At 66.3% G+C, this 25,723-nt stretch carries 28 protein-coding genes; 13 read left to right on the top strand and 15 right to left on the bottom strand.

Annotated elements, in window-relative coordinates:
- Positions 1–33 precede the first annotated feature (33 nt).
- Positions 34–633 (top strand): ribosome biogenesis GTP-binding protein YihA/YsxC, encoded by a 600-nt coding sequence (gene yihA, locus AC3DET_RS15775; RefSeq protein ID WP_142123064.1) that lies wholly within the window; start codon positions 34–36, stop codon positions 631–633.
- A 3-nt stretch (positions 634–636) separates the two neighbouring features.
- Here the strand turns inward: yihA and AC3DET_RS15770 are convergent, their stop codons facing one another.
- Entirely contained in the window at positions 637–1,353 is a 717-nt protein-coding gene (locus AC3DET_RS15770; RefSeq protein WP_337732401.1) for a VIT1/CCC1 transporter family protein, read from the bottom strand.
- A gap of 169 nt (positions 1,354–1,522) precedes the next feature.
- On the opposite strand from AC3DET_RS15770, the gene AC3DET_RS15765 reads away from it, so the two are divergent.
- Positions 1,523–2,887, top strand: coding sequence for a glutamate--cysteine ligase (locus AC3DET_RS15765; protein ID WP_488392231.1), 1,365 nt, complete (start codon positions 1,523–1,525; stop codon positions 2,885–2,887).
- Between the two features lie 38 nt (positions 2,888–2,925).
- Here AC3DET_RS15765 and arsN2 read toward each other — a convergent pair whose 3' ends face one another.
- From arsN2 to AC3DET_RS15735, 6 genes are all read right to left on the bottom strand, one after another.
- The gene (gene arsN2, locus AC3DET_RS15760) at positions 2,926–3,357 is read right to left on the bottom strand and encodes an arsenic resistance N-acetyltransferase ArsN2 (protein ID WP_488392230.1); all 432 of its coding nucleotides are present in this window, start codon (positions 3,355–3,357) and stop codon (positions 2,926–2,928) included.
- An 80-nt stretch (positions 3,358–3,437) separates the two neighbouring features.
- Positions 3,438–4,658, bottom strand: a complete 1,221-nt coding sequence (gene arsJ, locus AC3DET_RS15755) for an organoarsenical effux MFS transporter ArsJ (protein WP_488392229.1) — start codon at positions 4,656–4,658, stop codon at positions 3,438–3,440.
- A gap of 5 nt (positions 4,659–4,663) precedes the next feature.
- Positions 4,664–5,668, bottom strand: coding sequence for an ArsJ-associated glyceraldehyde-3-phosphate dehydrogenase (locus AC3DET_RS15750; protein ID WP_488392228.1), 1,005 nt, complete (start codon positions 5,666–5,668; stop codon positions 4,664–4,666).
- Positions 5,669–5,712: 44 nt separating this feature from the next.
- Positions 5,713–6,207, bottom strand: coding sequence for an arsenate reductase ArsC (locus AC3DET_RS15745; RefSeq protein ID WP_337732396.1), 495 nt, complete (start codon positions 6,205–6,207; stop codon positions 5,713–5,715).
- Between the two features lie 42 nt (positions 6,208–6,249).
- On the bottom strand, positions 6,250–7,275 hold the full coding sequence (arsB, locus tag AC3DET_RS15740) for an ACR3 family arsenite efflux transporter (RefSeq protein ID WP_488392498.1): 1,026 nt from the start codon (positions 7,273–7,275) through the stop codon (positions 6,250–6,252).
- Positions 7,276–7,307: 32 nt separating this feature from the next.
- A complete protein-coding gene (locus AC3DET_RS15735; protein ID WP_185894848.1) occupies positions 7,308–7,643 on the bottom strand; it encodes an ArsR/SmtB family transcription factor in 336 nt (111 codons plus the stop codon).
- A 41-nt stretch (positions 7,644–7,684) separates the two neighbouring features.
- On the opposite strand from AC3DET_RS15735, the gene arsH reads away from it, so the two are divergent.
- The 5 genes from arsH to AC3DET_RS15710 all read left to right on the top strand — a co-directional run bounded on the left by arsH (position 7,685) and on the right by AC3DET_RS15710 (position 11,294).
- Entirely contained in the window at positions 7,685–8,500 is an 816-nt protein-coding gene (gene arsH / locus AC3DET_RS15730) for an arsenical resistance protein ArsH (RefSeq protein WP_488392227.1), read from the top strand.
- A 78-nt stretch (positions 8,501–8,578) separates the two neighbouring features.
- Positions 8,579–8,854: a formaldehyde-responsive transcriptional repressor FrmR gene (frmR, locus tag AC3DET_RS15725; RefSeq protein ID WP_337732394.1), complete on the top strand. Its 276-nt coding sequence runs from the start codon at positions 8,579–8,581 to the stop codon at positions 8,852–8,854.
- 14 nt (positions 8,855–8,868) lie between these two features.
- Positions 8,869–9,978, top strand: a complete 1,110-nt coding sequence (locus AC3DET_RS15720) for an S-(hydroxymethyl)glutathione dehydrogenase/class III alcohol dehydrogenase (RefSeq protein ID WP_488392226.1) — start codon at positions 8,869–8,871, stop codon at positions 9,976–9,978.
- Positions 9,979–10,125: 147 nt separating this feature from the next.
- Entirely contained in the window at positions 10,126–10,962 is an 837-nt protein-coding gene (fghA, locus tag AC3DET_RS15715; protein WP_488392225.1) for an S-formylglutathione hydrolase, read from the top strand.
- Positions 10,959–11,294: a putative quinol monooxygenase gene (locus tag AC3DET_RS15710; protein WP_298126543.1), complete on the top strand. Its 336-nt coding sequence runs from the start codon at positions 10,959–10,961 to the stop codon at positions 11,292–11,294. Before fghA ends, AC3DET_RS15710 begins: the two co-directional genes overlap by 4 nt.
- A gap of 139 nt (positions 11,295–11,433) precedes the next feature.
- On the opposite strand, the gene AC3DET_RS15705 is transcribed toward AC3DET_RS15710, so the two are convergent.
- Genes AC3DET_RS15705 through AC3DET_RS15695 form a run of 3 tightly spaced genes read right to left on the bottom strand, consistent with a single transcriptional unit; the run spans position 11,434 to position 13,507 of the window.
- A complete protein-coding gene (locus AC3DET_RS15705; protein WP_488392224.1) occupies positions 11,434–12,129 on the bottom strand; it encodes a Dph6-related ATP pyrophosphatase in 696 nt (231 codons plus the stop codon).
- 30 nt (positions 12,130–12,159) lie between these two features.
- The gene (locus AC3DET_RS15700; protein ID WP_446538855.1) at positions 12,160–12,504 is read right to left on the bottom strand and encodes a hypothetical protein; all 345 of its coding nucleotides are present in this window, start codon (positions 12,502–12,504) and stop codon (positions 12,160–12,162) included.
- 55 nt (positions 12,505–12,559) lie between these two features.
- Positions 12,560–13,507 (bottom strand): DegV family protein, encoded by a 948-nt coding sequence (locus AC3DET_RS15695; protein WP_337732389.1) that lies wholly within the window; start codon positions 13,505–13,507, stop codon positions 12,560–12,562.
- Positions 13,508–13,772: 265 nt separating this feature from the next.
- Between AC3DET_RS15695 and AC3DET_RS15690 the strand changes: the two genes are divergently transcribed.
- On the top strand, positions 13,773–15,455 hold the full coding sequence (locus AC3DET_RS15690) for a sensor domain-containing diguanylate cyclase (RefSeq protein ID WP_488392223.1): 1,683 nt from the start codon (positions 13,773–13,775) through the stop codon (positions 15,453–15,455).
- A 16-nt stretch (positions 15,456–15,471) separates the two neighbouring features.
- On the opposite strand, the gene AC3DET_RS15685 is transcribed toward AC3DET_RS15690, so the two are convergent.
- Positions 15,472–16,713, bottom strand: a complete 1,242-nt coding sequence (locus AC3DET_RS15685) for an amidohydrolase family protein (protein ID WP_488392222.1) — start codon at positions 16,711–16,713, stop codon at positions 15,472–15,474.
- A 146-nt stretch (positions 16,714–16,859) separates the two neighbouring features.
- The gene (locus AC3DET_RS15680; protein WP_192199809.1) at positions 16,860–18,281 is read right to left on the bottom strand and encodes an amidohydrolase; all 1,422 of its coding nucleotides are present in this window, start codon (positions 18,279–18,281) and stop codon (positions 16,860–16,862) included.
- Positions 18,282–18,394: 113 nt separating this feature from the next.
- Between AC3DET_RS15680 and AC3DET_RS15675 the strand changes: the two genes are divergently transcribed.
- Genes AC3DET_RS15675 through AC3DET_RS15660 form a run of 4 tightly spaced genes read left to right on the top strand, consistent with a single transcriptional unit; the run spans position 18,395 to position 21,336 of the window.
- Entirely contained in the window at positions 18,395–19,171 is a 777-nt protein-coding gene (locus AC3DET_RS15675) for an AMP nucleosidase (protein ID WP_055937943.1), read from the top strand.
- Positions 19,172–19,211: 40 nt separating this feature from the next.
- Positions 19,212–20,051: a three-Cys-motif partner protein TcmP gene (gene tcmP, locus AC3DET_RS15670; RefSeq protein WP_488392221.1), complete on the top strand. Its 840-nt coding sequence runs from the start codon at positions 19,212–19,214 to the stop codon at positions 20,049–20,051.
- A 2-nt stretch (positions 20,052–20,053) separates the two neighbouring features.
- A complete protein-coding gene (locus tag AC3DET_RS15665) occupies positions 20,054–20,800 on the top strand; it encodes a phage Gp37/Gp68 family protein (protein ID WP_488392220.1) in 747 nt (248 codons plus the stop codon).
- On the top strand, positions 20,797–21,336 hold the full coding sequence (locus tag AC3DET_RS15660; protein ID WP_488392219.1) for a DUF924 family protein: 540 nt from the start codon (positions 20,797–20,799) through the stop codon (positions 21,334–21,336). Before AC3DET_RS15665 ends, AC3DET_RS15660 begins: the two co-directional genes overlap by 4 nt.
- Before the next feature lie 171 nt (positions 21,337–21,507).
- Here AC3DET_RS15660 and grxD read toward each other — a convergent pair whose 3' ends face one another.
- Complete coding sequence (gene grxD, locus AC3DET_RS15655; RefSeq protein WP_446538848.1) at positions 21,508–22,437, bottom strand: Grx4 family monothiol glutaredoxin; 930 nt, start codon at positions 22,435–22,437, stop codon at positions 21,508–21,510.
- Positions 22,438–22,502: 65 nt separating this feature from the next.
- Between grxD and AC3DET_RS15650 the strand changes: the two genes are divergently transcribed.
- Positions 22,503–23,315, top strand: coding sequence for a polysaccharide deacetylase family protein (locus AC3DET_RS15650; RefSeq protein ID WP_488392218.1), 813 nt, complete (start codon positions 22,503–22,505; stop codon positions 23,313–23,315).
- Between the two features lie 235 nt (positions 23,316–23,550).
- On the opposite strand, the gene AC3DET_RS15645 is transcribed toward AC3DET_RS15650, so the two are convergent.
- Both AC3DET_RS15645 and AC3DET_RS15640 read right to left on the bottom strand, forming a co-directional pair.
- Positions 23,551–24,198, bottom strand: coding sequence for an SGNH/GDSL hydrolase family protein (locus AC3DET_RS15645; protein WP_337732381.1), 648 nt, complete (start codon positions 24,196–24,198; stop codon positions 23,551–23,553).
- A gap of 204 nt (positions 24,199–24,402) precedes the next feature.
- Positions 24,403–25,683 (bottom strand): pyridoxal phosphate-dependent aminotransferase, encoded by a 1,281-nt coding sequence (locus AC3DET_RS15640; RefSeq protein WP_488392217.1) that lies wholly within the window; start codon positions 25,681–25,683, stop codon positions 24,403–24,405.
- Between the last annotated feature and the right edge of the window lie 40 nt (positions 25,684–25,723).

Here is a 25,723-nt window from a genome sequence, read left to right as displayed (position 1 = left end):
GTCCCCGGGGCCGGCACATGCCATGCTAGTGCCATGTCGAACCCCCTGAATTCCGCCACCTACCTGCTTTCCGCCCACACCCCGCGCCAGCTGCCGGAAGATGGTGGATTCGAGGTGGCCTTCGCCGGCCGCTCCAATGCCGGCAAGTCCAGTGCCCTCAATGCGCTGGTCAACCACAACCGCCTGGCGCGGGTATCCAAGACTCCCGGCCGCACCCAGCAGCTGGTGTTCTTCCAGGTCCAGCCGGAACGCTATCTGGTGGATCTTCCCGGCTACGGCTACGCCAAGGTGCCGCAGGATCTCCAGGCGCACTGGCAGGCCTTCATCGACCGCTACTTCCGCACCCGCGAAGCGCTCAAGGGGTTGGTGGTGGTGATGGACATCCGCCATCCGCTGAAGGACTACGACCGCCAGATGCTGGGGTACGCCGTCCAGCGCGGGCTGCCGGCCCATGCGTTGCTGACCAAGGCCGACAAGCTGGGCCGTGGCCAGCAGGGCAACGCACTGCAGGCGGTGAAGAAGGAGCTGTTCTCCGCCTTCGGCGACACCGTCAGCGTGCAGACCTTTTCGGCCGAGTCCAAGCAGGGCGTGGACGAGGCACGGATGATCGTGGGGAACTGGCTGGCGGTTTAGGGATCACACGGCGACATGGAACAGGCGGCCCACCAGCGCCGCCGCGCCCATCGCCATGGCACCCCAGAAGCCGACCCGCAGCGCGCCGCGCAGGATCGGTGCGCCGCCGACCCGGGCCGCCAGCGCCCCCGACAGCACCAGCCCCACCAAGGTCGCCACGGTCGTCACCATGCCAACCTGGCCGGCGGGCGCCAACAGCGTGGTCGCGATGGGCAGCAGTGCGCCCACCGTGAACGCACCCGCCGACGCGAGCGCCGCCTGCACCGGACGGGCACGCAGGGCCTCGGTGATGCCCAGCTCGTCGCGTGCATGGGCTTCCAGCGCATCGTGCGCGGTCAGCTGTTCCGCCACCTGGCGCGCAAGCGCGGGCGACAGGCCGCGCTGCACGTAGATCTGGGCCAGCTCCAGCAACTCGCTCTCCGGCGTATCCCGCAGCTCGCGTGTCTCCACCGCGAGATCGGCTGCCTCGGTATCGGCCTGCGACTGCACGGAGACGTATTCGCCTGCAGCCATCGACATGGCGCCCGCCACCGTGCCGGCCACGCCGGTCAGCAGGATCGTCGAAGGCGCTGCGCCACTCGCGGCCACGCCTACCACCAGGCCGGCGACCGACACGATGCCGTCGTTGATGCCCAGCACAGAGGCGCGCAACCAGCCCACGCGATCGGTGCGATGACGTTCGCGATGGCGGGCCTGGGGCGAGCGGGGATGCGAGGGCATGGACGCAGCGTAGTCCACGTCCGGACACGCGTCGATGTGCACCAAGGATGGGATGCTGCGGCGCCTGGATGGCCATGCTGGCGTGCACCCGGTCACGTTATAGTGCCGGCCTTGAGACCGCGGGGCTTCGTCTCCACGTCGTGGCCTCTCCCTTCGCGCGAGCCTGCCCTTGTCCAGCCCCAGCCACGTTGCCGACACGCTGATCACCGATCGCGCGCAGTTGGTCGAATACATCGCCTCGGGTGAGAAGCCTGCGCCGGATTGGCGCATCGGCACCGAGCACGAAAAGTTCGGTTTCCGCCTGGACGACCTGCGTCCGCCGACCTTCGACGGCGAGCGCGGCATCGAGGCCCTGCTGAAGGGTCTGACGCGTTTCGGCTGGGAAGCGATCGAAGAGAAGGGTCGCGTCATCGCCCTGACGAAGGACGGCGCGTCGGTCACGCTCGAGCCGGCCGGCCAGCTGGAACTGTCCGGCGCGGCAGTCGAAACCATCCACCAGACCTGCGTGGAAGTGGGCACGCACCTCAAGGAGGTGAAGCAGGTCGCCGATGAACTCCAGCTCGGCTTCCTCGGCATGGGGTTCCAGCCCAAGTGGCGCCGCGACGAGATGCCGTGGATGCCCAAGGGCCGCTACCAGATCATGAAGTCGTACATGCCCAAGGTCGGCCAGCTGGGCCTGGACATGATGACGCGCACCTGCACCGTGCAGGTCAACCTGGATTACGCCACCGAAGCGGACATGATCAAGAAGTTCCGCGTGTCGCTGGCGCTGCAGCCGGTGGCGACGGCGCTGTTCGCGGATTCGCCGTTCACCGAAGGCAAGCCGAACGGCTACCAGAGTTACCGCTCGCACATCTGGACCGATACCGACGGCGACCGCACCGGCATGCTCGACTTCGTGTTCGAGGAGGGTTTCGGCTACGAGCGCTATGTCGACTACCTGCTCGATGTGCCGATGTACTTCAGCTACCGCGATGGCGTCTATCACGACGCCAGCGGGCAGAGCTTCCGTGATTTCCTCAAGGGCGAGCTGCCCGTGCTGCCGGGCGCGCTGCCCACGCTGCGCGACTGGTCCGACCACATGACCACCGCGTTCCCGGAAGTGCGGATGAAGAAGTTCCTGGAAATGCGCGGCGCCGACAGCGGTCCCTGGAACCGCATCTGCGCGCTACCGGCGTTCTGGGTGGGCCTGCTGTACGACGATGCCGCACTCGATGCGGCGTGGGACCTGGTGAAGGACTTCACCCTGGAAGAGCGTCATGTACTGCGCGACGGCGTGCCGAAGCATGCATTGAAGCTGCCGTTCCGCGGCGGCACCGTGCGCGACCTGGCCAGCGAAGCAGTGAAGATCGCCATCGGCGGTTTGAAGCGTCGCGCACGCCTCAACAGCAAGGGCGTGGACGAGGCAGGCTTCCTCGATGCGCTGGTGGAGATCGTCGAGGCCGACGAAACGCCCGCCGAACGCAAACTGGCGTTGTTCCATGGCGAGTGGAACGGCGACATCGATCGCGTGTTCCGCGAGTTCGCGTACTAACTCATCCTGCACCCGGACACCAGGCCGCTCCGCAATGACTACAGCGGCTTGAGCATGCAGATGGCGCTGGCGGGACACAGCGACCGGAATTCCGCGCTGTCGCGCACGGCGTCGGGCACGGCGTCGCGCGCGACCACGGCGTAGCCCAGGCGCGCGAAAAAGGCGTCCGCTGTCTGCGTCAGCAACACGATCCCGGTGATGCCGCGCGTGCGCGCCTCGGCTTCCAGGGATTGCACGAGCCGCTGGCCATGGCCTTTGCCCTGGTGCAGGGGCGACACCGCCAGCGAGCGCAGCAAGCCGGTGCCGCCATGTTGCTCCAGGCCGATCACGGCCGCGATACGGCCACCCTCTTCCTCCACCCAGAAGACCACCTGCGAGGCGGCAAGGTCGGCCGTCGGCAAGGCGTGCGTTTCCAGCAGTGTGGTGATGGCGGCGATGTCGTCGGCGCGGGAAGGGCGTATCGAGGTCATGGTGTTTCCCGGGGTATCGTGTTGCGTGCAAGCGCGATGATGCCTTGAATCCGATGCGGCGGCCGGAAGCGTCTCGCTGCTCAGCCCCTTGCTTGCACCGCCGATCGGGGAAGTGCCACCGACACCGCCGCTGCCAGCGCGATCAGCACGGCGGAGATCGCCAGGCACATGGCCAGTCCCCAGCGCTGGAAGACCCAGCCCGACAGCACCGTGCCCATCAGGCGTCCCATGGCGTTGGCCATGTAGTAGAAGCCGACATCCAGTGACACACCATCTTCGCTGGCGTAGCTCACGATCAGGTAGCTGTGCAGCGCCGAATTCAGCGCGAACAGTACGCCGAAGACCGTCAGCCCGACGATCAGCACCCACGCCGCCGGCACGCCGTAGACCAGCAGCACTGCCATCGTTGCCGGCACCATGGCGAGCAGCACGGCCCATGCGCTGGCCGAGCGACCATCCGGCAAGCGACCCGTGCCGCGCCCGGTAATGTGCGGTGCGAACGACTGCACCAGTCCATAGCCGATGATCCAAGCAGCGAGGAATCCGCCCACCTGCCAGAAATCCCAGCCCAGCGTGGAAGCCAGGAACACCGGCAACGCGACAACGAACCAGACGTCGCGCGCACCGAACAGGAACATCCGCGCGGCCGACAACAGGTTGATGGCGCGACTCTTCGAGAAGATGTCGCGGAATTTCGGCTTGGCCTTGGCCTTGCCGAGGTCGCGCTTGAGCAGCAGCAGGCTCAGCAGCCACACAAGCAGCAGTGCGCCGGCCATGATCGCCACCGCTGGCGCGAAGCCCACGTTGGCAAGCAGCGCGCCGCCCAGGAAGAACCCGATTCCCTTCAATGCATTCTTCGAGCCTGTGAGTGCCGCCACCCAGCGATACAGCATGCCTTGCCGGTCGCCCGGCACCAGCAGCTTGATGCTGCTCTTGGCGCTCATCTTGTTGAGGTCCTTGGCGATGCCGGACAGCGCTTGCGCCGCCATGACCCACGGCACCGTCAGCCAGACAGCCGGCACCAGCAGCATCGACAGCGCAATGACCTGCATCGCCAGCCCGATGTTCATCGTCCGGTTGAGCCCGATCCTGGCACCCAGCCATCCGCCGACCAGGTTGGTGATGACGCCGAAGATCTCGTAGAACAGGAACAACATCGCGATCTGCAGCGGGCTGTAGCCCAGTTGATGGAAGTGCAGCACCACCAGCATGCGCAGCGCGCCATCGGTCAGGGTGAAAGCCCAGTAGTTGCCGGTGATCAGCAAGTACTGGCGGACGTCGGTCGACAGGCGCGCGAGCATCGGTGTCAGCCCGCCTTGCCGACCAGTTGCACGAGTTCCGCCGTGCGATTCACGTAGCCCCATTCGTTGTCGTACCAGGCATACAGCTTCACCTGCGTGCCGTTGATCACCATCGTCGACAGCGCATCGATGATGCTGGAACGCGGATCGGTCTGGTAATCGATCGACACCAGCGGGCGCGTCTCGTAGCCCAGGATGCCGGCCAGCTCGCCGTCGGCGGCGTGCTTCAACAGCGCGTTCACTTCCTCGACCGTCGTCGCGCGCTCCACTTCGAATACGCAGTCGGTCAGCGAGGCATTGGTCAGTGGCACGCGCACGGCATGGCCGTTCAGGCGGCCCTTCAATTCGGGGAAGATTTCGGCGATGGCGGTCGCCGAGCCCGTCGAGGTCGGGATCAGGCTGCTGCCGCACGCACGCGCACGGCGCAGGTCCTTGTGCGGCGCATCCACGATCACCTGCGTGTTGGTCAGGCTGTGGATCGTGGTCAGGCTGCCGTGGCGGATGCCGATGCCTTCGTGGATCACCTTCACCAACGGTGCGAAGCAGTTGGTTGTGCACGAGGCCGCCGACACGATGCGGTGCAGAGCGGGATCGAAGCGGTGGTGGTTCACGCCCACCACCACATCCAGTACGCCGGGTGCCTTGACCGGCGCGGTCACCACCACGCGCTTCACGCCCTGGTCGAGGTAGGGCTGGAGTACATCGGGTTTGCGGAACCTGCCGGAGGATTCGATGACCACGTCGCAGCCCGACCAGTCGGTCGCCGCGATGTCCTTGTTGTGCGTCACCGGGATGCGCGCGCCGTCGATCACCAGCGCATCGCCATCGGCACTGATTCCGCGATGCCACGGTCCGTGGATCGAGTCGAACTCCAGCAGGTGCGCCAACGTCGAAGCGTCGCCCGCCGGATCATTGATCTGCACGAATTGCAGGTCGGGATTGTCCCAGGCCGCACGCAAGGTGAGGCGGCCCATGCGGCCGAAACCGTTGATGCCAACGCGAATGCTCATGGATGGTTCTTGGATGGAGGAGGAATAACAGGTGGATGTGGCGTTCAGGACGAGGTGCCGATCTCGCGCACCCGCGTCTCCAACGCCAGGCGATCCAGCGCCTCGGGCTTGAGCGCAAGCAACAGCGTGATGCGGTGCTGCAGCAGGTGCAGCGCATGGGCGAACGCGTGGCGTACCTGCTCCGGTGAGCCGGCGACGGCGGCGGGATCTTCGACGCCCCAATGTGCGGTGACCGGATGGCCGGGCCAGACAGGACATGCTTCGCCAGCCGCCTTGTCGCAGACGGTGATGATCAGGTCCATCGGTGGCGCATCGGCGGTGGCGAATTCGTCCCACGGCTTGCTGCGCAACGACGCCGTCGGCAGGCCGGCCTCCTGCAGGATCTGCAGCGCGACCGGATGCACCTCACCGCGCGGGTGGCTCCCCGCGCTGTAGGCATGGAAGCGGCCTTTGCCCAGGTGGTTGGCCATGGCCTCGGCCATGATGCTGCGGGCGGAATTGCCGGTGCACAGGAACAACAGGTTGCAGGGGCGGTCCATGGGCGTGTCCTGAAGGAAGAGGAGTGAGTAGGGAAGAAGCGATCAGGCGCGGCGTTCGTACCAGGGCTTCGAGGCGTTGACGAGGCGGACCACGGACAACATGACCGGCACTTCCACCAGCACACCGACCACCGTGGCCAGCGCCGCACCGGAATGCACGCCGAACACACCCACAGCCGTAGCCACGGCAAGCTCGAAGAAATTGCTGGCGCCGATCAGGGCCGACGGGCCTGCCACGCAATGCGCCACGCCCAACCGGCGGTTGAGCCAGTACGACACGCCGGCGTTGAAATACACCTGGATCACGATGGGGACCGCGAGCATCGCGATGATCAGCGGCTGGTCCACGATCTGGCGGCCCTGGAAACCGAACAGCAGCACCAGCGTGAGCAGCAGCGCGCCCAGCGACACCGGCCCCAGCCGCTCAAGCAGCACCTGCAGTGCCGCGTCGCCACCACGGCCAAGTACCCAGTGGCGCAGCAGCGCCGCGACGATGACCGGCACCACGATGTACAGCGCCACCGACAGCATCAGCGTCGCCCATGGCACGGTGATGGACGAGATGCCCAACAGCAGGCCGACGATGGGCGCGAAGGCCACCACCATGATCGCGTCGTTCAATGCGACCTGGCTCAGCGTGAAGCGCGGCTCGCCATCGCACAGGTGGCTCCATACGAACACCATCGCGGTGCACGGCGCTGCCGCCAAAAGGATCAGCCCGGCCACGTACGAATCGATCTGCGCCGCAGGCAGGTGATCGGCGAACACATGGCGCACGAACAGCCACGCCAGCAATGCCATCGAGAACGGCTTGATCGCCCAGTTCACGAACACGGTGACGCCGATGCCCTTCCAGTGCCGCTTCACGTCGCCCATCGCGCGGAAGTCGATCTTCAGCAGCATCGGGATGATCATCAACCAGATCAGCACCGCCACCGGCAGGTTCACCTTGGCGATTTCCGCCGCTCCCAGTGTGGCGAACGCGCCCGGCAGCAGATAGCCCAGCGCCGTGCCCACCCCGATGCAGCCCAGCACCCACCAGGTCAGATGGCGCTCGAAACCGCCCATGCGGCGCGCCAGTGGGGGCGTGGCAGCTGCCGTCATGCACAACCTTCAGGGCCACACGGCGCGGCAGGCGCGCATTGCGCCGTGTCGCCACCGCAGCAGTTCCGGGTCAGGAATTCGATCAGCCCGTTCATCGCCGCGAAATCGGCCCGATAGCAGACGTGCCGCCCGCGCGCCTCGCTCTGCACCAGTCCTGCGGCCACCAGTTCCTTCAGGTGGAAGGACAGCGTGGCGCCCGGCAGCCCCAAGGCTTCGGCGATCTCGCCCGCCATGCGGCCGGACGGGCCGGCTTCGACCAGCAGGCGGAAGACCGCCAGGCGGGTGGTCTGGCCGAGGGCAGCCAGGGCAACGGTTGCGTTTGTTATTTCCATAATTCTAGAATAATCGAACAATCACAGCCTAACAAGCCGACATGACAGTTCCATTGCTGCCGCAGCTCGCGCCCGACGCCTTCGACATGCCGGACGCCGGCAAGCTCGCCATTGGCGGTTCTCCGCACCCGCCGCGCATCCTGATCCTGTACGGCTCGCTGCGCCCGTCATCCTTCAGTCGGAAGCTGGCCCTGGAGGCGGAGAGGCTTCTGCAGCAATTCGGTGCGGAGACGCGCGTGTTCCATCCGCACGACCTGCCGATCCTGGACAGCGTGGGCGCGGACCACGCCGAGGTGCAGCGGTTGCGTGCGTGGTCGCAGTGGTCCGAAGGCCAGGTCTGGGTCAGCCCGGAACGCCATGGCACGCTCAGCGCGGTGTTCAAGAACCAGATCGACTGGCTGCCGCTGTCCGAGGGCAGCGTGCGCCCCACGCAGGGCCGCACGCTCGCGGTCATGCAGGTGTGCGGCGGTTCGCAATCGTTCAATGTGGTCAATGCGTTGCGCGTGCTGGGCCGCTGGATGCGCATGGTCACCATCCCCAACCAGTCGTCCGTGCCGAAGGCCTGGCAGGAATTCGATGACGAAGGCCGCATGAAGCCCTCGCCGTACTACGACCGCGTGGTGGACGTGATGGAGGAACTGGTGAAGTTCACCCTGCTGGTGCGTGACCGCAGCGACTACCTGACCAGCCGTTACAGCGAACGCAAGGGCGATCTGGCATCGCGCGCCGCGACGGATGCGTCCGGGGTGGTCGAGCTGGCCACGCCTGTTGCGACCTCGCTTGCCGTCTCACGGCAGAACGATGCCGCCGCGCCCGCGAAGTCCTGTTGTGGGCCTGCCTGCTGCGCAGCCACGTAGCGGTATCCGGACGAGCGGGGCTTCATGCGTTGGGGCGGGTCGCTTATACTCCCCCCCACTATAAAGGCGCTGGCCGACATGCCCCATTCCCCCGCCGACAAGAAGAAGGCGCTCACCCGTGTGCGTCGCATCCGTGGCCAGTTGGATGCGCTTGAGCGCGCGCTGGAGGAGGGTGCGGATTGCGCGCCCGTGCTGCAGCAACTCGCTGCGGTGCGCGGCGCGGTCAATGGGCTGATGTCGGAGATCCTGGAAAGCCATTTGCGCGAAGAATTCGCGCAGCCGGCCGCCACCCCCAAACAACGCGAGGCCGGCATCGATGCCGCCGTCGCGCTGGTCCGTTCCTATTTGAAGTAAGCAGGAGTACCGCCATGAAATCCCGTGCCGCTGTCGCCTTCGCCGCAGGCGAACCGCTGAAGATCGTCGAGATCGATGTCGCCCCGCCGCAGAAGGGCGAGGTGCTGGTGAAGATCACCCACACCGGTGTCTGCCACACCGATGCGTTCACGCTGTCCGGTGATGATCCGGAAGGCCTGTTCCCGGTCGTGCTGGGCCATGAAGGCGCCGGCATCGTGGTCGAGGTGGGCGAGGGTGTCACCAGCGTGAAGCCGGGCGACCATGTCATTCCGCTCTACACCGCCGAATGCGGCGCGTGCCTGTTCTGCAAGAGCGGCAAGACCAACCTGTGTACCTCGGTGCGCGCCACCCAGGGCAAGGGCGTGATGCCGGATGGCACCTCGCGCTTCTCCTACGAAGGCCAGCCGCTGTACCACTACATGGGCTGCTCGACCTTCAGCGAATACACCGTCGTGGCCGAAGTCTCGCTGGCGAAGATCAACCCCGACGCGAATCCGGAGCACGTCTGCCTGCTCGGCTGTGGCGTGACCACCGGCATCGGTGCCGTGCACAACACCGCCAAGGTGCAGGCCGGCGATTCGGTGGCCGTGTTCGGCCTGGGCGGCATCGGCCTGGCGGTGATCCAGGGTGCGCGGCAGGCGAAGGCCGGTCGCATCATCGCCATCGACACCAATCCGTCCAAGTTCGAGATGGCCAAGCAGTTCGGCGCCACCGACTGCGTCAATCCGAAGGACTTCGACAAGCCGATCCAGCAGGTGATCGTCGAAATGACGGGCTGGGGCGTGGACCATTCGTTCGAATGCATCGGCAACGTCAACGTGATGCGTGCCGCGCTGGAATGTGCGCATCGCGGCTGGGGCCAGAGCGTGATCATCGGCGTGGCCGGTGCGGGGCAGGAGATCAGCACGCGTCCGTTCCAGCTGGTGACCGGCCGCAAGTGGATGGGCACGGCGTTCGGCGGCGTGAAGGGCCGTTCGCAACTGCCGGGCATGGTCGAGGATGCGATGAAGGGCGACATCGAACTCGCGCCGTTCGTCACGCATACGATGCCGCTGGACGACATCAACGAAGCCTTCGACCTGATGCATGAAGGCAAGTCGATCCGCAGCGTGGTGCATTACTGATGGGGTTCCCTTCTCCCTCCGGGAGAAGGTGCCCGCAGGGCGGATGAGGGTGCGGCGAAGTCCGCATGCCTCAGGCCTCAATGCCTTCGCCGTACCCTCACCCCAACCCCTCTCCCGGCGGGAGAGGGGCTACAGCAGGATCTTGTGATGACACTCGAACGCATCGAACACCGCGCCTGCTTCGGCGGCTGGCAGGACGTCTACCGGCATCGCTCTGCCGTACTCGGCTGCGACATGACGGTGGGCGTCTACTTTCCGCCGCAGGTCGAACAGGGACCGTGCCCGGTGCTTTACTGGCTGAGCGGCCTGACCTGCACCGAGCAGAACTTCATCACCAAGGCCGGTGCGCAGCGCTATGCGGCCGAACACGGCCTGATCCTCGTCGCGCCGGACACCAGTCCGCGCGGCGAAGACGTGGCAGACGCCGAGGGCTACGACCTGGGCAAGGGCGCGGGCTTCTACGTCAATGCGACTCAGGCGCCCTGGGCCTCGCACTACCGGATGTACGACTACATCGTCGACGAACTCCCGGCCTGGGTCGAAGCCGATCCGGCGGCGAGCGACCGGCGTGCGATCAGCGGGCATTCGATGGGCGGGCATGGCGCGTTGACGATCGCGTTGAAGAATCCCGGCCGCTACCGCAGCGTCTCGGCGTTCTCGCCGATCGTCGCGCCCTCGCAGGTGCCGTGGGGCGAGAAGGCGTTCACCGCCTATCTTGGTGAGGACCGTGCGGCTTGGAAGGCGCATGACACCGTCGCACTTGTCGCGGCCGCGCAGGAACGGCTGCCGCTGCTGGTCGACCAGGGCGATGCGGACGAGTTCCTGCGCACGCAGCTGAAGCCGGAACTGCTGCAGGCCGCAGCCGAGGCTGCCGGCCACCCGTTGACGCTGCGCCTGCAGCCCGGCTACGACCACAGCTACTACTTCATCGCCAGTTTCATCGGCGACCACATCGCATACCACGCCAAGGCCCTGCACCGATGAGCCTCGATCACGCTGCAACCCCGTCCGTACCGCTGGTGTTCTACGTCCGTCTGCGCGTGAAGCCGGAGCGCGTCGACGAATGGCTGCGTGCGGTGCACGATATCGTCGATGCGATGTCGAAGGAGGACACGTTCCTGTCGTGTGCACTGCATCGAGACGCCCACGACCCGACGTTGTTCACCCTCTATGAACGCTGGGCCGAACCTGACGTGGCCACCTTCCTCGAGCGACAGGACAAACCCTACCGTCGCGACTACGAGGCGCGGTTGCCCGAGTTGCTGCAGGGGCCGCGCGAACCGCAGGTACTCGTGCCGTTGGCCAGCTGGCCGTAACCGGACTGGGTCGGCAGTGCGTAATCGGTGACATCGAACATCGTGTCGGCGGAGACGCGATGCATCGAAGGCGTAAGGCGGGCTCAAGCCCGCCGTCCCGTGACCATCGGCTCACCGCGATGGTGGGCCAAGGCCCACCCTACGTGGGCACGTCGGCGAGTGCGTAGTCGGTGAACGCGAAGCGGCCGTCGCGCAGTTCGGTGTCGCCCTGCGCCAGGGCGAGTGGTGCGTCGAACATCGGGCCGGCCGAGACGCAGGTGTGGAACTCGCCGTTCTCGCCGCACGGGTCCACGCCCGCCGGCAGTGCATCGAGCAGCCCGGTATCGAATGCATGCCCGGCGAAGGAAGCATCGAGTTGCTGCGTGTCCACGCAGCACAGGTGCGCGCGCAGGCCGCTCTCGATCATCTCGCGCGCAAGCGTCGCCGTATCGCTGCCGAACAGCGGCGTCAGTACGTCCCAGCCGATCCTCGCCAGGTTTTGCACGCGGTACGCGCGGATGTCCTCCAGGAAGAGGTCACCGAACGCCATCGTGCGCAGGCCGGGCCAGCGTTGCGTCGCCCGCGCCAACGCGGCGGTCATCGCCCGTTCGTAATCATCGTTGGTGCAGCGCGCTGGAATCATCGCTTTGATCAAAGGCAGGCCAGTGGCCTGTGCCTGTGCATGCAGCACGCTGCGACGGATGCCCTGCATTGATACGCGGCCGTGATCCTCGGTCACCGTGGTCAGCAGACCAACCACCTCGACATCATCGCGCTGGTGCAGGACGTGCAGCGTCCACGCCGCATCCTTGCCACCACTCCAGGCCAGCAGTGCAGGCGTGCGACACGCCGTCATGAGGTGGTGGCTCCGCGCGAAGGCCGCGCGCTACGCGGCCGAGACGTCGCGCAGTTCCCACGCATGGCCCGCCAGCAGCCGCAGGCGGTGCTTGAGGACCTGACCGGGGATGGACGAGGTCGCCACCAGCAGGATGCTGAGATCGTCCTGCTGTCCACGGACCATGGCGTCGTCATCGACCACGCCCAACCCGGGGTCCACTTCGTCCGGTTCTTCCTGGCGCGCGCGCCAGCGGTCGAACAGGCTGCTCGTGCGCAGCGCATGCTGGAGTTGCGCGGCGAATTCATCCGCACCGTGTGCATCGAAACTGAAGGCCGGATCGCCGCCGCGCGCGCGGCCGGGATCCGGCAGGCTGATGTAGTAACGGACCGCCATGGCACCCCCGGTTCAAACCAGGGGCATAGCGTATCCCCGTCGCGTTAGGTCGCCGTTATGCCGCTTTGAACGGGGCCGGTGGCGCCGCGAAGGCGGCCACCACGGCCCCCTTGCCCACGTTGACCATGCCGGTGAGGCTCATCACGCTCTCGAACACTTCGACCTTGTTGTTCTCGCAGATGTCGCGCAGGCGCTGGTAGCCCGGCAGCGCACGCAGTTCCGAGAGTTCGCCGCCGTAGCTCAGGCAGACGGTCGGCGTCATCAGGCCGGCCATCACCCGGTTGCCTGTGAACTTGAACATCTGTTCGACCGCATTGTCGAAACCCTTGATCTTCGCCACCGGCTCGGTGTTGCCGGCATGACCGTACAGCACGGGCTTGATGTCCAGCGCGCTGCCCAGCGCCGCGCTGAGCAGGCCCACGCTGCGGTCGCCCTTGGTGCGCGCGCGGTTGCGCAGGTAATACAGGTCGCGCGGGATCATGTAGCCATGCGTGTTGTTGGCCAGTTCCTCCAGCCGCACGCGGATCTGCTGCACGTTCGCGCCGGCATCGCGCATGCGCACCGCTTCCACCGCGGTGATGCCCTGCGCGGCGAACAGGTTCTGCGTATCGATCACCCGCAACGCGAAAGGCGAGTTGTGCCCCGCGGCCTGGCGTACCGGCTTGTAGTCGTTGAGGATCGCGAAGCTGGCCTGCATCGCGTTCTCGTGGATCGGGCTGCGCGTCTTGGTGATCGTCATGCAGAAGACGTGGTCGTAGTCGATCACCAACTGGCCCAGGAACAGGTCCCGGATCTGGTTGACGGTGAACGGCGTGGTCTCGGCCTCGTGCCCGCGCTCGGCCACGTGCGCATGCAGGAAGCTCAGCGTGGCCTGCTCGTCGCGATGATCGGCAAGCACGGCTTCGCCGATGCGTACCGTGATCGGCAGGATGACGATGTTGTGTTGTTGCAGATACTCCAGCGGCAGATCGCACGCCGAATCGACGACTATTCCAATGCGCATCTCAGCCCCTCCCGGCATCCATCGCATTTGCTCTTATCTCCGCAAAACTAGCGGACATCCGCCGGCAAGTCGTTGCGTAAACGCGTGAAGTGTGAGTTGTATCACCTTTTATCCGCATGCGGCAGGGAAGAAAACGTGGGCTGCGTCCGACACCGGTTGAGGTATGTGCCCATAGTTTATGTGACTTACATCACATAATTGCCAGATTCCGGCTTGCCGGTGGAGGGGCCCGGCCCGACACTCGCCTCGAACGCGATGGGGCAACATGAAACAGGGGTGGTGGTCTCTACTGCTGCTTCTGGCCCTGCTGCCAACGATGGATGTGCGAGGGGAGAACATCGCGCGCATTGATCGCATCCAGCCACTGGCGCTGGAGCAGCAGGCCGGACAGCGCGCCGGATTGTTCTCGGAACGCCGCTTCGACGACGGGGGCGTGACCGTGCGCGTGATCGGCAACGGGGAATGGCGCGTGGAACCCACGCCGGGCGTGCGGGAGCCGCTGCTGGTGTTCTATCACCCCTATACCGCCCGCGTGACCGTGCTCGACCAGGCGGAAGGCACGCCGCGCCGGCGGGACATCTTCAGCGCCGACCTCGATCCGCAGTACAGCCGGCGTGCCCTGGTGTTCCCCTTGCAGGGCGATGGCCCGGTGTACGTGAAGGTCGAGGGCGCGCGTTATCCGCTGCATGTGTCCGTGGAGTCCGGCCCGTCCTACGCTGTCGCGGACCTGTGGCACGTGCGGCTGGTGCTGCCGGCGATCGGCGTGGTGCTGGGCGTCTCGCTGGCGGTGCTGCTGTTCTGGGCCGTGCTGCGCGAGCGCGTCTACCTGCTGTACGCCGGTGCCATGCTGTTCCAGTTGCTGTACGCGCTGTGCTCATACGGTGAAGCCTACGCATGGCCGGGATTGTCCCTGCTGGCGCGCTTTGGCGCGCAGGGGATCTGGGGCACGGGCACGCTCGCCACCATCCTGCTGGTCTACCTGTGGCTGGACTACGCTGGCCTGCGCCGGGTCGCGCCGCGGCTGGCGTGGCTGGTGCGCGTCGTGGGCGCCTACGGATGTGGCCTGACCCTGCTGCTGTTGCTGTTGCCGTGGCCCGCCGACAAGGCCTGGTTCCCCGACATCGCCAACGCGCTTTTCCTGCTCACCAATGCCATCGCGCTGGTCACGCTGGTGGTGGCCTGGCGTCGTGGCCAGCGGCATGCGGCCTACGTGCTGATCGCGTGGGTGCCGCTGCTGGTGTTCACCATGACGCGTGCGTTGCGCTTCAGTGCCGGTGAGCGAGCCGAGCCGTGGCTGGAATACGGCCTGCCCTGGGTACTCGCCTTCACCGCCGTGGTGCTGGCGCTGGGCCTGGCCGACCGCATGCTGACCTTCCGCCGAGAACGCGACCGGGCCAAGGCGCACGCCGAGCGCGACGGGCTGACGGGCGTGCTCAACCGGGGCGGCATCGAACACCGCCTCGACTGGGCCCTGATCGAGCGGCAGCGCGAACGCATCCCGGTCTCGCTGCTGTTCATCGACCTGGATCACTTCAAGCAGGTCAACGACCGCCACGGGCATGCCCTGGGCGATGCCTGCCTGCGCGCGGTGACGCGCGTGGTCAGCCAGCGCTTCCAGTACGGCGACCAGTTGGGACGGCTGGGCGGCGAAGAGTTCGTCCTGGTGCTGGCCGGCGTGGAACTGCCGGCCGCGATCCGGTTCGGCGAAGAAGTCAGCGAACGCATCCGCCATGACTGCGCGAGCGTGGAAGGCGTCCCCGTGGGCGTGACCGCCAGCATCGGTGCCGCACAGGCGCGCGATGGCGATACGGTGACCTCGCTGATCGCGCGGGCGGACCATGCCATGTACGCGGCCAAGCGGGCGGGCGGCGACCGCGTGGTGGGCGAGGACGCGCTATCCGTGCCGTCGCACAGCACGAGGGCGCCCGAAGGTGCCCCCGTGGACTGATGCCGCGCGGCATCGCTTACTTCGAATAAGCCCGCGGCAACGGACCGGCCTGCTGCAGGTAGCGGTCGCGCAGTTCGGTCTGGCGCGAGCGCATCGGGATCGCGCGCCCACCCAGCCACACCTGCTCGGCGGTGTTGGCCACGTCGAGCGGATCGCCGCTCCACAGCACCAGGTCGGCCAGCTTGCCCGGTGCGATCGTGCCCACCCGGTCGCCCACGCCGAATGCCTCCGCCGGCACCCGGGTCAGCCCGGCCAGGCCGTCTTCCCACGGCAAACCGTTGGCCACCGCGTTGCCCGCCAGCTGGCGGATCTTGCGCGCGTTGTGCGAGGCATCGCCGGCCTGCGAGAAACTGACGCCCACGCCCGCTGCATCCAGCCGCGCCGCATTCTCCAGCGTGGCGCCGATCTGGTCGAAGTCGGCCGGCAGGTCCGCGAGTGCATCCACGAACACCGGCACCTTCGCCTGCGCGAGCTGGGGCGCCAGCTTCCACGCCTCCGCACCCCCGGCGATGGCGATGCGCACGTTCTCGCGCTGCGCCCAGCGCAGCAGCTGGCGGATGTCCGCCGCACGGTTCACCTGCACGACGATGCGGCCGTTGCCGGCGAGATAGCGCGCCAGCGTGGCGCGGCCGGCAGGCGTCAACAACGCATGCGGCGAATCCACCGGCACGCGACCGCGCGCCTCGGCCACCATCTGGTCCAGCAGCATCCATTGCGCCGCGCGCGACTTGCCGCTCAGGTCGGACGCGCCAGCGCCCAACCGTACGAACAGCGCACGCGGGCCGACCGGGTCGGCGCTGCCGTCCAGCCGCACCACGCCCCCCTGTCCGGCGATGAAGGAGCCGCCCGTCGACGCCGCCAGCAGGGTAAAGCCGATGCCCTCCACGCGCGTCACCGGGATCACCACCGATGCCGGGTTGTACGCCAGCGTCACGTCGAACTCCGGCCGCATGGGCTGATCGGTCAACGTCACGGCCGCATCGACCGTGGACGCTTCGCCCGACACTTCCTCCACGCCGATCTCGGTGATGCCACCGAAGAACGCCGGCGTCAGCGGATGGCCGTTGGCTTCCACCACCGTCGCACCGGCGGGCGCCGCGATGCCGCTGCCGACCGACTGCACCACGCCGTTGCGCACCAGTACATCAGCATTCTTCAGGGTGCCCTGTGCCCCGGCGGTGTGCACGGTGGCGTTGCGGATCAGCACATCCTGGGCAAGTGCTGCCAAGGATGTGGACGCCAGTGCAGCCGCCAGCACCGCCGCCCTCGCCGTCCTCCCAGCGCATGCTGGGATCCATTTTGCTTTTGCTCTTGTTGCTGCTCTCTCCTTCGACCCGAAGGGCAAGAGCCACAGGGATGCCCGCATGCGCTGGAATGACGGCAGGGAACTACGACGGGCAGGGCTCACGGCATCACCTCCTGGCCCAGCATGAAGTCCGACACCGGTTGCCTGCTGCGGTCGTTGCGGTCGTAGATGCGCGCGCCGTCGATGTAGACCTGCTCGGCCTTGGCGTACACGCTGAAGGGGTTCTGGTTCCACAGCACCACGTCGGCCATCTTGCCGGCCTCCAGCGTGCCGGTGCGCTCGGCGATGCCCAGCGACTTCGCTGCGTTGCTGGTCACCCAGCGGATCGCACGCTCCGGCGCGATGTCGCCCATGCCGGCGCGGCGCGCGTTCGCCATCACCTTGGCGGCTTCCTGGTTGAGCCGCTGGATGCCTTCGTCCGAATCCGAATGCACGATGGCGCAGCTGTTGGCGGGCCGGTCCACCAGCGCGATGTTTTCCTGGATGCCATCGAAGGCCTCCATCTTGAAGCCCCACCAGTCGGCCCACAGCGCGCCGCAGACGTTCTCCTGCGCCAGGCGGTCGGCCAGCTTGTAGGCCTCCACGCCATGGTGGAACGCGGCCACCTTGAAGCCGAACTCCTTCGCCAGGTCGAGCATCGTGGTCATCTCATCGGCGCGGTAGCAGTGGATGTGCACCAGGATCTCGCCGTTGATCGCACCCGCCAGCGTGTCCAGCTTCAGATCGCGCTTGCCGCCGGCATCGCCACCGCTGTCGGTACCTTCGCCGCCACTGGCGCGCTCCCACCAGCGCTTCCGTTTCGGCTGCTGCGGCTTGGGTGCGTTCTTCTTCAGGTATTCGCTGGCATCGATGAAGGCTGCGCGGTAGCCGGCCACGTTGCCCATGCGTGTGGCCGGGCCGGCCTTGCCGCCGTACACGCGCTTGGGGTTCTCGCCGCAGGCCATCTTCAGGCCCCACGGCGCACCCGGGAACTTCATGCCCTGGTAGCTGGTGGACGGCACGTTCTTCAGCGTCACGCCGCGGCCGCCGACCAGGTTGGCCGAACCGGGCAGGATCTGCATCGACGTCACGCCGCCGGCGAGCGCGGTGTGGAAGCCCGGGTCCTGCGCCCAGATCGAATGCTCGGCCCACACGTTCGCCGTCACGGGAGCCGTCATTTCGTTGCCGTCGCTGTGCGCCTTCACGCCCGGGCTGGGATACACGCCCAGGTGCGAATGCACGTCGATCAGGCCGGGCGTGACCCACTTGCCCGTCGCGTCGACGCGCGTGGCGCCTTCCGGTGCCGACAGGCCGCGGCCGACCGCCGCCACCTTGCCGTCGGCGAGCAGCACGTCCGCACCGTCCAGGCGCTCGCCGGTGCCGGTCAGCACGGTCGCGTTGGCCAGCAGCACGGGTCCGGAACCGAGCGCCCGGTAGGTGCTGGGGTACGGGTCCTGGGTGAAGCGGGAGGCGGGCGTGGCGGCATGGGCGCCACTCCCCGATGCAGCCAGGACCAGCCCGGCCAACAAGGTCATTCGCATGGTGTATCCCCTGGAAGAGAAGCGAAACCTAACCGGCCCGGGCGCACTCTGCCAAGTGCGCGCGTCGCAGTCGTGCCAGAATCGTCGCAAACAACGAAAAGAAGAGGAATCCCATGAAAGACAAGAGCGAAATCGTCGACAACTGGCTGCCGCGCTACACCGGCGTGCCGCTGGACCAGTTCGGCGAGCACGTGCTGCTGACCAATTTCGGCGGCTACCTCAACGTGTTCTCGCAGCTCACCGGCGCGCCCATCGTGGGCCTGGACCGGCCGATGGCCAGTGCCACCGCCGATGGCATCACCATGATCAACTTCGGCATGGGCAGCCCCAACGCCGCCACCATGATGGATCTGCTGTCGGCCATCATGCCCAAGGCAGTGCTGTTCCTTGGCAAGTGCGGCGGGCTGAAGCGGAAGAACCAGTTGGGCGACCTGGTACTGCCCATCGCGGCGATCCGCGGCGAAGGCACCAGCAACGACTACCTGCTGCCGGAAGTGCCGGCGCTACCCGCATTCGCACTGCAGCGCGCGGTCTCCACGATGATCCGCGACCTCGGCCACGACTACTGGACCGGCACGGTCTACACGACCAACCGCCGGGTGTGGGAACACGACGTCGCGTTCAAGGAGCGCCTGCGCGCGATGCGCTGCATGGCCATCGACATGGAAACGGCCACCGTCTTCGCCGCCGGCTTCGCCAACCGCATCCCCGTGGGCGCCCTGCTGCTGGTCAGCGACCAGCCGATGATCCCGGAGGGCGTGAAGACCGAAGCCAGCGACGCCAAGGTCAGCTCATCATTCGTCGAGAACCACATCACCGTGGGGATCGAGGCGCTGAAGCTGATCCGGCGGAACGGGAAGTCGGTGCGGCATTTGCGGTTTGATGAGTAGCTAACGAAGATGATCAGGCAAGTCACGCAAAGGAGTTGCAATGGCTAAATCCAAGAAAGATCAGTACGAGACTGACCCCGATGACGGTTTAACGCGAGGTGTGGTGGGCGCTTGGGGCGCTGAGGACAAGCATGAGCGTTTGCAGAAGTACATCTTTGCGTCTCACGCAACCCGCAGAAGGTTCTGGCGAGAGTTCGGAAAAGACACGGGATTTGTCGATCTCTACTGCGGCCCTGGGCGTGCCAAGATACGTGGCACCGACGTCATCGTAGATGGAAGCGCGGTTGTAGCTGCTAAGAAAAGTGAGGCATGCACTCCGTTTCAGCGATACGTAATTGGTGACATAGCAAAAGATCTTCTAGATGCTTGCGAAGCTAGACTGCGTGCTATCGGCGTCGGCGATGTCTATCCGTTTCTCGGGCCGGCGGAAGAAACAGCTGAGCGCGCGATATCTGTTCTTCACAAAACCAGCCTAAATCTTGCGTTCATTGATCCGTTCAATGCCAACTTGCCGTTCTCAGTAATTGAGACGCTGGGTAGGCTGAATAAAATGGATCAAATAATTCACTTCAGTGTTATGGACTATCGGCGGAATTTGCCGGTAATGATGGAAGATGGTCGGCTGAGTTCCTTGGCCCCAGGCTGGCAGAAGGTAGTCTCCAGAAGTATGGGTATAAATGAGCAGCGTCACGCAATTTTCACCTACTGGCGAGGCTTGCTGGAATCCAAGTTGAATTACAAGGTCTCAGATAAAATTGTCCGCGTCCGGAGCCCAAACGGGGCTGAGATCTACTGGCTAGTATTTGCATCACGGCATGATCTAGGTGGCAAGTTGTGGAGTGAGATTGCCAATCTGGGTCCTCAGCGTGGACTTCTGTAAACATGACCACGAAATCCAGAATCGAGTGGACAGAAAGCACTTGGAACCCCGTGGTTGGCTGCACCAAACTCAGCGCTGGGTGCAAGCACTGCTACGCGGAGACCATGGCGCGGCGGCTACAGGCGATGGGCGTTGCATGCTACGAGCAGGGATTCAAGGAGGTGCGGACACTTCCGTTCCGTCTTGACGAGCCGCTGAAGAAAAAGCAGCCGACGGTCTACTTCGTCAACTCCATGAGCGACCTGTTCCACACGGCGGTGCCGGAAAGCTTCATCGATCGTGTGTTCGACGTCATGACGCGTTGTCCGCAGCATACGTTCCAAGTCCTCACCAAGCGCGCAGAGCGGATCTCCGAGTACAGTCAGGAGCGCGCGATTCCACCCAACGTCTGGATCGGGGTTTCCGTCGAGAACAAGCGCCACGGTGTACCGCGTATCGCACACCTCCAGTCGGCCAAGGCCAGCGTCAAGTTCCTCAGTGTCGAGCCGTTGCTGGAGGATGTCGGAAAACTCGATCTGACTGGCATCGCCTGGGTGATCGTAGGGGGCGAATCCGGTCATGGCGCCCGACCGATGAAAGAAGCGTGGGCGTTGAACGTGAAGCGACAATGTGAAGAGCAGGGCGTTCGCTTTTTCTTCAAGCAGTGGGGTGCGTTCGGCGCTGACGGCATCAAGCGCGACAAGAAGTCCAACGGACGTGAGCTGCTGGGTCGCACCTGGGACGCCATGCCGGAGTACGCACGCCCATGAACGAATCCAACGACGTCATCACTTTCTGGAAGAGCGCCGGCTACGAGAAGTGGTTCTCGCGCGACGACGCCTTCGATGCCGACTTCGACCAGCACTTCCGCGGGCTGCATTTCCGTGCCGCGCGGCGCGAACTGGAAGGCTGGATGGGCGATGCCGAGGGCGCGTTGGCGCTGGTGTTGCTGCTGGACCAGTTCCCGCGCAACTGCTTCCGCGAGAGCGCGCACTCCTACGCCACCGACGGCCTGGCGCGGCACTACGCTGATCGTGCCGTCGGGGCCGGCTTCGACACCCAGGTCGATCCCGTGCTGAAGATCTTCTTCTACATGCCGTTCGAGCATTCCGAATCGCTCGATGACCAGCAGCGCTCGCTCGACCTGTTCCGCGCCCACGGCAACGACGAGTACATGAAGTACGCCCAGCTGCACTACGACCTGATCGCCCGCTTCGGCCGCTTCCCGCACCGCAACGAGGCGATGGGGCGCACATCGACGCAGGAAGAGCGTGACTACCTGGCGGCGGGCGGGTTCGCCGGGTGACGTAGGGTGGGCCTCGGCCCACCGTCGCGACGCAGCGTGACAGCATGACCCCGCCAAGGTTTTGGCCTTCCGTGGTGGTGGGCCGAGGCCCACCCAACAGGGTCGCTCCCCTACATTTGCCACGAAAAAGGCGGGCCGAAGCCCGCCTTTTCGGTGTCGCGAAGACGCGACTCAGTACTTGCTGATCGTGCCGTCCACATCGTCGGCCCAGGCGTTGATGCCGCCGGTGATGTTGTAGACGTTCGTGAAGCCGAGTGCGAGGAACTCTTCCGCCGCCTGCTGGCTGCGGCCGCCACTGCGGCACAGGAAGGCGAGCGCCGTGTCCTTCGGCAACGCTTCCAGCTCGGCGCGGCCGTTGCCGTCGAAGGTCTTGAAGGGCAGCTTCACCGAGGCGATGGCGCGCTCGTCGGCCGGGCGCACGTCGACCAGCAGCACTTCGCTGGCGCGGACCTTCGCATCGGCGTCCATCGGCGACAGCGCCTGCACCGGCTTGGGTGCATTGGGGTTGTCGATAGCCAGGCCCTTGCCGCGGATGTCGTCGACCCAGTCGATGGTGATGCCGTCGGCGCGGCGCGCGCTGGCCAGGTCGAACTGCACGCGCACGCCGTTGGATTCGCTGGCGATGGCGTTGGCGTCGAACTGCGCCAGCTGGAAGTTGGGCTGGAACTGCGCGTTGATCGACAGCGCCAGCGCCGCGCCCGGCCCGGCGTCGGCCACGGCGTTCTGCAGCATCTCGGCGGCCGAGGCGGTGATGGTGATCGCCGGCGGGGTGCGGTCGGGGGCTTCCAGGCCCAGCAGCGTGGCCAGTTCGCCGGAGTTGGTCATCTGTTCGATGATGTCGCTGCCGCCGACCAGTTCACCGTCGATGTACAGCTGCGGGATGGTCGGCCAGTCGCCGTAGACCTTGATGCCCTCGCGGATGTCCTGGTCGGCCAGCACGTTGACGTGGGCGTAGTCCACGCCCAGCGCGGACAGCGCGCCCACCGCCTTGGCCGAGAAACCGCACTGCGGCATGGTCGGCTGGCCCTTCATGAAGAGCACCACGCGGTTGGATTGCAGGAGGGATTCGATGCGCGAGCGCAGGGCGGGATCAAGGGACATGGCAGTTACCGGAATGCGTGAAGGGCGTGGGGAATCGGATTTTACGCCCCGTGGCATCATGGGGCATGACCACGCCGGGAACACTGCATCGTCCGCCACGCCGTCCCGGTCTGATATTGGGCCTGCTGGCGCTGTCGCAAGTGGGTGTGGCGTGGCTGTGGTGGACCTACGGGTGGCGCATCGGCGTGCCGGCGATGCTGGCGACGCACCTGCTGGTGGTGTGGGCCACGCTGTACCCGCGCGCCACCCTGTTCTGCCCGGCCCTGTCGCGCCTGCCCACCGACGAGCGCGTGGTGTGGCTGACCATCGACGATGGCCCGTCCGGGGACACACCCGCCATGCTGGACCTGCTGGACCGGCATGGCGCGAAGGCCACGTTCTTCCTGGTCGGCGAGCGCGCGCTGGCGCAGCCGCATCGGGTGCAGGCGATCCGCGACCGGGGGCACGGCATCGGCAACCACAGCGCCAGCCATCCGGACACGCGCTTCTGGCGGCTGGGCCCGGGTGCGCTGGAGGACGAGATCAGCCGCAGCCAGTCGCTGCTCACGGCCATCACCGGGCAGACGCCGCGCTGGTTCCGCAGCGTGGTGGGTATGACCAATCCCTTCGTCGGCCTGTCGCTGAAGCGTCACGGACTGGCGCGCGTGGCGTGGAATGCGCGCGGCTTCGATGGCGTCGATTGCAAGCCGGAGCAGGTGCTGGCGCGCATCACACGCGACATCGCGCCGGGCGCCATCGTGCTGCTGCATGAAGGCGCGGCGCATGGACACAACGTGGCGATCCTGGCGCAGTTGTTGGCGTGGCTGGACGCGCAGGGCTACCGCACGGTGCTGCCGGAAGCAGAGGCCGTACATGATGCGTTGGGCATCACCGCTTGAATCCTTCTCCCTTCGGGAGAAGGTGGCGCGCAGCGCCGGATGGGGGTCGGCGATGCAGGAAGCTGCCCGATGCTCCGACCCTCACCCCAACCCCTCTCCCGAGGGGAGAGGGGCTCTGATCGAGACCGCTTGAATCCTTCTCGCTCCGGGAGAAGGTGGCGCGTGGCCCCGGATGGGGGTTGGCGATGCAGGAAGCTGCCGGATGCTCCGACCTGCACCCCAACCGGAGAGGGGCTTATGCCAGCAGGTGATGCGCGACGGGGAATGCCAGTCGCGTCCATTCGGTGTACATCGCGGCGGAAGGGTGCAGGCCATCGCCGGCGAGCATCGCCGGTTCCGTGCCACGCGCGCGACTCACGGCGGTGATGTCGACGAAGGCCACGCCGCGTTGCGCGCAGACCTCACGCGCGGCGGCGTTGTAGGCGTCCAGTTCCCGTGCGATCTGCCTGGCGTCGCGGCCGGACTGCGCGGCGAACGGGGTAACGCCCCAGTCGGGAATCGACAGCACGAGTACGCGACCCGGCCGGTTGCGGGCGAAGCCGATGGCGCGCCACAGCAGCGCGGCGAACTGCGTGCGATACTCCTCCACGTCGCGGCCGCGGTACTGGTTGTTGACGCCGATCAGCAGGGTGACGAAGTCATGCTCGCCCAGGGGTTCGGCGGCGGTGATCGCGGCGTCCAGTTCGTCGGTCGTCCAGCCGGTGGTGGCGATGATGCGCGGGTCGCCGACCAGCACACCCTCCATCCGCAGCAGGCGCGCCAGCTGCATCGGCCAGCGGCCCGCTTCGTCCACCGCTTCGCCGATGGTGTAGGAGTCGCCGAGCGCGAGATAGCGCAGCTCGGTGGTGAGGGCGGTGGTGTGCGGGGCGGAGATCGTTGTCATGGGTGAATGATGCGCTCTTCGGATCCCCTGTAGGAGCGACGTGAGTCGCGACCGCAAAGCTGGGTGGTCAGGAAGGCATCGATCATCAGGAGCGAAAAACTGCGGTTGTCGCCGGTTCTCGCGCCATCAAGCATCACGGTCGCGTCGTGGCGTGCGGTCGCGACTTACGTCGCTCCTACATTCGAGCAACAGCCGCGCGGGGACCTAAGCCGCCGCCGGCCGCGACTTGCCCTTGATCGGCACCACCTTGGTGGCAGCCTCGGCACGGCGCGACAGGGCGCGGTCGATGCGGGCGAAGACTTCGCGCATCGTGGCCGCTTCCGGCAGCAGGGTGACGCGGAAATGGTGGCGGTAGGGCACGTTGAAGCTGGAGCCCGGCACGACCAGCACGCCTTCGATTTCCATCAGCTCGAGTGCGAACGCATGGTCGTCGAAGCCCTTGGCGGCATCGCCGACCACCGCCGGGAACGCGTACAGCGCACCGGCCGGGTTCACCAGCTCCAGATGCGCGCTGGCTTCGCAGGCTTCGATCACCGCGCGGCGGGTTTCGTACAGGCGGCCACCGGGCGCGCACAGCGCGCTGATCGTGTCCGGGCCGTTGACCGCGGCGTCGATGGCGTACTGGCCGGGCACGTTGGCGCACAGGCGCAGCGCGCTGAGCAGGTCCATCGCATGCAGGAAGTCGCGCACCACGTCGCCGTGGCCGGATACCACGCCCCAGCCCACGCGCCAGCCGCAGGCACGGTGCACCTTGCTCAGGCCGCTGAAGGTGATGCACGGCACGTCGCCCGCGAGCGGCGCGACCGGCACGAAGGTGGCGCCGTCGTACAGCACCTGGTCGTAGATCTCGTCGACCATCAGCAGCAGGCGGTGCTTCGCGGCGATGGCGACGATGCGCTCCAGCAGCTCGCGCGGATAGGTCGCACCGGTCGGGTTGTTCGGGTTGATCAGCACGATGGCGCGCGTGCGCGAGCTGACCAGCTGCTCGAGCTCGTTCGGATCGGGCAGGAAGTCGTTCTCCGGATCGCAGCGGTAGTACACCGGGCGGCCATCGTTGAGGATGGTGGCGGCCGACCACAGCGGGTAGTCGGGCGACGGCACCAGCACCTCATCGCCGGGATTCAACAGTGCGCGCAGCGAAAGATCGATCAGCTCCGACACGCCGTTGCCGACGAACACGCGGTCCGGGTGCGCATCCGGCGTGCCGCGCTTGGCGTATGCCGCGGCGATGGCCTCGCGCGCCGAGGGCAGGCCCTGCTGGTGCGTGTAGGGATCGGTACGGCCCATGTCGTCGGCGATCGCGCGCTGCAGATGCTCCGGCGCACGGAAACCGAACGCGCCCGGGTTGCCGATGTTGAGCTTGATCAGCTTCTGCCCCTGTGCCTCCAGCTCCCGGGCTCGCCGTGCCAGTTCGCCCCGGATCTCGTAGCGGACTTCGGAAAGGCGTTCGCGCGTGGCGAGCGGTTTGACGGGCGGGGTGGACATGGCGGGACCGCGGGGCTGGTGAAAGAAGGGAAGAAAGGCC

The sequence above is a fragment of the Pseudoxanthomonas sp. 97-1-1 genome, from assembly GCF_057773125.1.
This window is presented reverse-complemented; position numbering and strand designations above follow the sequence as displayed.